6 protein-coding genes are annotated in these 5,932 nt (G+C 40.2%); 2 read left to right on the top strand and 4 right to left on the bottom strand.

Annotated features, from left to right (window positions below):
* Positions 1–362: WD40/YVTN/BNR-like repeat-containing protein (locus ACTTJ8_RS11255; protein ID WP_442721239.1), on the top strand; the 362-nt coding region annotated here is incomplete at its 5' end.
* A gap of 105 nt (positions 363–467) precedes the next feature.
* Complete coding sequence (locus ACTTJ8_RS11250) at positions 468–3,368, top strand: hypothetical protein (protein WP_442721238.1); 2,901 nt, start codon at positions 468–470, stop codon at positions 3,366–3,368.
* Positions 3,369–3,428: 60 nt separating this feature from the next.
* Here ACTTJ8_RS11250 and ACTTJ8_RS11245 read toward each other — a convergent pair whose 3' ends face one another.
* The 4 genes from ACTTJ8_RS11245 to ACTTJ8_RS11230 form a co-directional block, all read right to left on the bottom strand.
* The gene (locus tag ACTTJ8_RS11245) at positions 3,429–4,055 is read right to left on the bottom strand and encodes a hypothetical protein (protein ID WP_442721237.1); all 627 of its coding nucleotides are present in this window, start codon (positions 4,053–4,055) and stop codon (positions 3,429–3,431) included.
* Between the two features lie 75 nt (positions 4,056–4,130).
* Positions 4,131–4,712, bottom strand: a complete 582-nt coding sequence (locus ACTTJ8_RS11240; RefSeq protein ID WP_442721236.1) for a hypothetical protein — start codon at positions 4,710–4,712, stop codon at positions 4,131–4,133.
* 55 nt (positions 4,713–4,767) lie between these two features.
* A complete protein-coding gene (locus ACTTJ8_RS11235; RefSeq protein WP_442718996.1) occupies positions 4,768–5,538 on the bottom strand; it encodes a hypothetical protein in 771 nt (256 codons plus the stop codon).
* Positions 5,538–5,726: a hypothetical protein gene (locus tag ACTTJ8_RS11230; RefSeq protein ID WP_442718997.1), complete on the bottom strand. Its 189-nt coding sequence runs from the start codon at positions 5,724–5,726 to the stop codon at positions 5,538–5,540. The genes ACTTJ8_RS11235 and ACTTJ8_RS11230 overlap by 1 nt, the downstream gene beginning before the upstream one ends.
* Positions 5,727–5,932 lie beyond the last annotated feature (206 nt).

Genomic DNA, 5,932 nt, shown 5'->3' with positions numbered 1-5,932 from the left:
CAACAGACGGTGTGAATTGGATAAAGCAAAACAGCCCGCAGGAAAGCTGGCTCCAGTCTGTCTACCATGCCAATGGTATATGGGTTGTGGTGGGGGATAGTGACATTCTCACGTCAACAGACGGTGTGAATTGGATAAAGCAAAACAGCCCGCTTGTAGGATATCTCATGTCTGTCTGTTATGCCAATGATACATGGGTTGCGGTGGGGCAGAATGGCATTCTCACGTCAACAGACGGTGTGAATTGGATAAAGCAAAACAGCCCGCAGGACGTCTTTCTCCATCATGTCTATTATGCCAATAGTACATGGGTTGCGGTGGGGCAGAATGGCATTCTCACGTCAAGAGAAACGGTGTTGTAACAAGTGCAGCAGTACGCCGGTTTTTTGGAGTGCAGGGGGAGACGCCCCCCTCATATATGCGGTAAGTGATTATAATAACACTACTTGAGCAAGGGATACTTTCAAATGATTTTACTGTATGACAAAAACGGGAATTTTTTAGCAAAAGAATACGAAAACAGCTGGCGGTATTCGCATAAGAAAAATACTATCGGCTCCGGTGAAATTACCGAGATACCGTATTACCCGAATGCAAAATACGCAAGCCTGTATAAGCAGGTAGACCAGCTCACGGTTGAAAAGGTAAAAGACGTGATGCTCAAGGATACCTTCGGCAATGGTGAGTATATTAAATACAATATTGAAACGCTTGAAGCCTTTTTGACGCATTACCGTATTCCGGCAAACTGGAAAGGCTGGAGCGGCAAGCCGTTAAGTTTTGTGCTTTCAGACCTTATGTACGGCTTTGATTTTATCAGGCGTTCAACGCTGGCGGAGTTTACCCGCTATCTTGATAAGGTGAATATCGACTTAAACAAGATAAAAGACGGGGATATTCATTTGGCGATGCACGAGCAAGGCGATTCGCTGCACTACTACGAGAAAGGGCATATTACCTTTACATTCGACTGCGGAGACTGCGTGAGTCAGCGGTATGTGCGGTGGAGTGAAACAAGCGGGGAGAAAGTCTATATCGGTGTGCAGTCGGTCGGCTCCGATACCCCGATAACAGATAGCGCGCAGGTTGACTTTTCTACAGCTCCTATTTTAAGCGCACCGCGGGGCGTAAAAGATGCAGCCGCCCTGTTCGGCGTGCCGATTGTTTCCAATAAGCGGTATGTTGCCGTGCGGTTTACCTTGCAGTATGTCAATGCTGACTGGATAAAAGACTACGCCACGCATAAGGTCTATAATGAAAACAATGTGCTGGTTGATAGAACCGTGCGGGGCTTTACGCCGGTGCTGCGTTCATTTGAGATTATCACGCGCAAAAAAACGGAATTACGCTTGAAAAAGCTGCCAAAAAAGCTGGATATGCCGGTAGACGGTATCGAATTATCAGGCGGTACGCTGTGGGACGCGCTGCAAAAAATACGACAAAAATACCCCTTTGACAGTCAATGCTTTTTTGAAAACGGGCAGGCGTATTTTGAATGTGCAAAAAGTCTTGAAAAGCCGATAAACTATGAAAAGATGCTCCGTGCCGATGATGCCGAAGCGAGGCAGTTTAACAATACCACGATAAAAACAATTAAGCATGAGCTTGATAAGGTGAACGTACTACACTGCTATGGTGCCGGCGAGGGCTTGCAGCAGCTGTATGTACGGGTTCCCGAACACGGCACGTATGATTCCCGTGATACGGTTGAACAGGTTTTTACCGATACCAAAATGAAAACGGTTGAGGAACTCAGGCAGGCGGGCTATAAAAAGATAAAAGCCTTACGCAAGGATGATAATCCGATGTTTCAGGTGCAAACAGATGAGCCGTTGCGTATGTTTGATACCGTGCCGCTGGTACACCCGAAAACAAATAAAATCTATCGGGTACACGTGGAGCATGAGCGTATTCGGTATAAAGAAAATGTGTATGAGCAAGAGTTTGGGTTAGGCGGGGTTTTGTTTAATCCGATGCAGGGGGTAGCCGATGCAATCTTCAAAGATGAGCCTGAAGCGGTGCGGGAATACGCCTACAAGCCCTTTAGCGTTACCGCACATGCAAAAACAGGCTGCATTACACTTGAGTGGGAGGGGCAGGAAGATACCTACAGCGTAAAATGGAAAAAGGAAAGTGATACAGAGTACAACTACCGGCAGGTAAAGGGAAGAACAAGCGATTTTAACGGGCTTGAAAACTATCAGCCCTACCTTTTTAGCGTTGCAGGGACGTATAACGGTGCGGTATCGGAGTACACGCAAGAGATAACCGCTGAACCGGTAGACTGGGCAACCGATCCGAATAATCCCGACAATGCCGTGAATAAGGCGATAGCAGCGAGAACCCCTAAATACTTAGGTGTTGTTGAAACCGTACCGGCGAATAAAACAGCGGTTATCACAAAAGGTGAGCGGCTTGGAGCGGTTGATGCCAATGCAGGCGACTGGGTATTGATGAGTAAAACGGTAGGCGGCTGGAAAGTCGGCGTATGCTACCGCTGGACGGGCGGAAAATGGGAACCGCTGACACCGGAGAAAAACTATGGCGAACATTATCACGCCTGCATGCTCCACATCTGCGAAATAGAAGAACTTATGCAAAAGACCGGACACTTCGGGGCGTTGTTTGCAAAAGCGCTCGTTACGCAAGAAGCGTTTATAAAAAAACTGGCAGCAGATCAGGCGTTTTTAAAAGAGCTTATCGTACAAAAGCTACGCATTGACAGCGATAGAAACTCCGATAAAGACTTTGAAGCATGGTTTGACGAAACGAACGGGTTACTTATTAAGAATAATAATCAAGAAGTTTTTAAAGTTACCCCAAGCGGCTTCGCCTTTATGAAAAATGCAAAGTTTGAAGGGGAAATCGACTGTCAAGGGTTTAAAGTAATCAATGCGAGTGATACAAAGCAATCACTTCAATTCTCGTGGAGTAAGGGGAATGATGCCTTTACCTGTGCAGGCAAGATTAGCACTATTGAAGATGCTAACTATCTTTCTCGCAATAATTATTTTTACGATACACCTTTAGTAACAAAACACTATGGAACAGGTATTTATGGTGGCGATACCGTTAGGTGTGTCTTGTATGAAAGATGCGCTTGTTTCGGTCTCTCAGTTAAGCTAAGATTGCTCAATAAAACTGGAGAAGAAATTGGTACCATTAGCGCCACAAAGTCTGGAGGTGTAATCAACACAGCAGCAACAACGGACGAACAAGGATATGCTTATAGGGTTTCACTGCATGATTTTCAATTTTATACCTATAGCCCAGCGCAGCAAGTACTTATGCCGAATATCAAATTCGGGAAACCGACAGAACATAACTTACTCTATCGAGATGAAAATGGTTTTTTAAAAATCAGTTAAAACTCTCGCAGATACTCAACAAAGACTTGTGGTATAGAAACCGAAAAGCTCTTGTTTTGCTTATGCAAATCCTGCTTGTTGGGAGCGTAGTTTGATAATATCCTGCAAGGAAAGGTCTGCCATGACTATGATGTTTTTTTTATCAAACATACCTCGAGTAGATTTGAAGATCAGCTCATTTTTCGCGTATGTAATAACAGGGCTAGAAAGAGTGAACATATCATTATTTGCATATTTTATTTGTACAGGGTTACTTGCACGAGCTTGATCCTCATTCTCACCAGCAAGTGTTACGGTTATAGTAAAACGTATACTTTTGGCATCATGCGCAATAGTCTTTTTTATTTCTGCAAGAAAAAAATAAACTTCATCTTTTGAAAAAATCTTATTAAAATCCAATCCATAGTCGAAGAGAACAGTGTTGATAATATTTTCTTTGGGTGGAACGTTTTTTAACTTCTCTTCAATAGTTCGCCCATCTTCCTTCTTGCTGGTTAGTGAAACTCTACCCCAATAATTATTTATCTTTTGTTCCTTTTTTTGAACTAGTGATTTATTTTCTTTCGCCATCGGATCTTCTGTCATAGTATTTCCTTTCGCATTCGTTTGGACTATTCCAGTTGCAGAATTACAGGATACCATAGACAGTATGAATAACGCAAATAAAAGATAGATGGGCTTTTTCATAGCAAACTCCTAGTGTAAATAATAAACAGCCCTCTGAATGGGGGCGATATTAAAGCATTTAATAAAAATTTATATTTATAAGCCTTCATCTTGATCAGTATTTCCAAATATATTGTTAAGTAAAGCCTTTTCTTGTTCTTTTGCCACATAGATAAGCATGAGTGTAATATCATCGTTACGTCCGTGTAAAGATAATATTATTCTAGTTTCATTCAAGCTCCATTCAGCATAATATGCCAGATGTCCGGAAGATATTGCCTTTCCCCATTCAGAAGGATTATCTTTATAAAGATTATTTGACCATTCGATATTATTTAGAGCAGGTTCTCCATATTTTTTAATAAGACGGATTTTTAAATCTTTAAAATCATCTATGTATAAATTTTTATTTATATACTCGTTTGTAAAAGAGTAAGTACCTGATACTAACTTACCATTAAGTAGTTCATATAATATTCGAGCCTGCCTTTTTGCTACCAGCCCAGTATACATCATATCATTGCCATCTATCAGTAATGGAGGCCCCTCTCTTTCTATAATGTCAGCTCGTGAAGTTCCCCATGGTAACCCTCTAAAACCATCTATATATGTAGTTTCTGTGTGTACTTGAAACGAAACTGCTAACACCAGCAGCAATAAAACAGCAATCTTTTTCATGGTGAACTCCTTATTGTCTGAGTATAAGTGAAAGCGGGCGTACTGGCAAGGGGGATTATTTACCAGTAAAAATTAACGGTAGAAATTCAGTCAAGACCCGCTGTGCTACAAAAGTCCAATCAAGATTTTTTGAAGCGGTAATTTTATCCATGGCACCAAATAAGACTTTAATAGCTTCTTCGCTATTTTTTTGTTTTATATGCTGAAAAAATGTAACCCGTGTCGCTTTATCAAAAAAACCTTTTTCACAAAAAAGTTCATAGGATAATAAGAGATTTCTATATAATTCTGAATACGATGCTTGAAAATCTTCCCATTCTATTCTAAAATGAGCATCGTCAAATGTATCTAAATCGGATGATTTTTTTAAATCTTTTAATATTTTACTAATGTCAATACTAGTAAGAATATGAAAACGCTTTGACATTTTTGAATGGAGAATTTCTATTAATCTGGAGGTTTCCAAACGGGAAAATGCAAGCATAGCAGCAATACAATGAACATACTCATGTACAGCAACCGCTTTACGGATAATAGGGTTAGATTGTAAATCAGTATTTAATACTATATATAATGCATAGAAATTCTCTTTTTCACTATATTGCCATATAAATAATCCTTGATGATAGCTTTGTGTAAGTTTACGATAACATACTACAACGACACATCTATCCATACGATATTTACTAAATATCCTGTAATCAGCGGTTAATATTTGCACATTACCAGTAGTTGTAAGATGTGAAATGTCTAAATCTTTTAAAAGCGGGCGGAAAACTTTTGTTGCCCACTCAATATTCCGTGTCTCTTCATCATGTGTTGCCATTATTTTAGTGGATTACTCCTCTTTCTTTTTGCTTCTTCTGCTAACTGATGAAAATCAAGATTGATGGATTTAACCACATCAATAGCATCTTGGACACAAGATGAAGTAAGCTCACCGGATGCTTCAATGTTAAGAATACCTAAATCAGACATTTCTTTTTGTAATTCTTTTACGCTCATTTCATCCATAAGATACCTCCCTTATGTATTTGACCTAATAGGAATATTGCTCCGATACATATAAGTGTATATCGAGCTTACTGCATTGCTGCTTTAAAATAATCAAGACTATCCTGTTACTTACACTTTGCAATGAATGAGTATTGCGGTAATGTCAAAATCAAAATGCCGTGCAAAATTTTCAAGTGAAATATCCTGTATTACATGATTTTCAC

The organism is Treponema sp., from assembly GCF_052169735.1.
Classification (GTDB): Bacteria; Spirochaetota; Spirochaetia; order Treponematales; family Treponemataceae; genus Treponema.
This window is presented reverse-complemented; position numbering and strand designations above follow the sequence as displayed.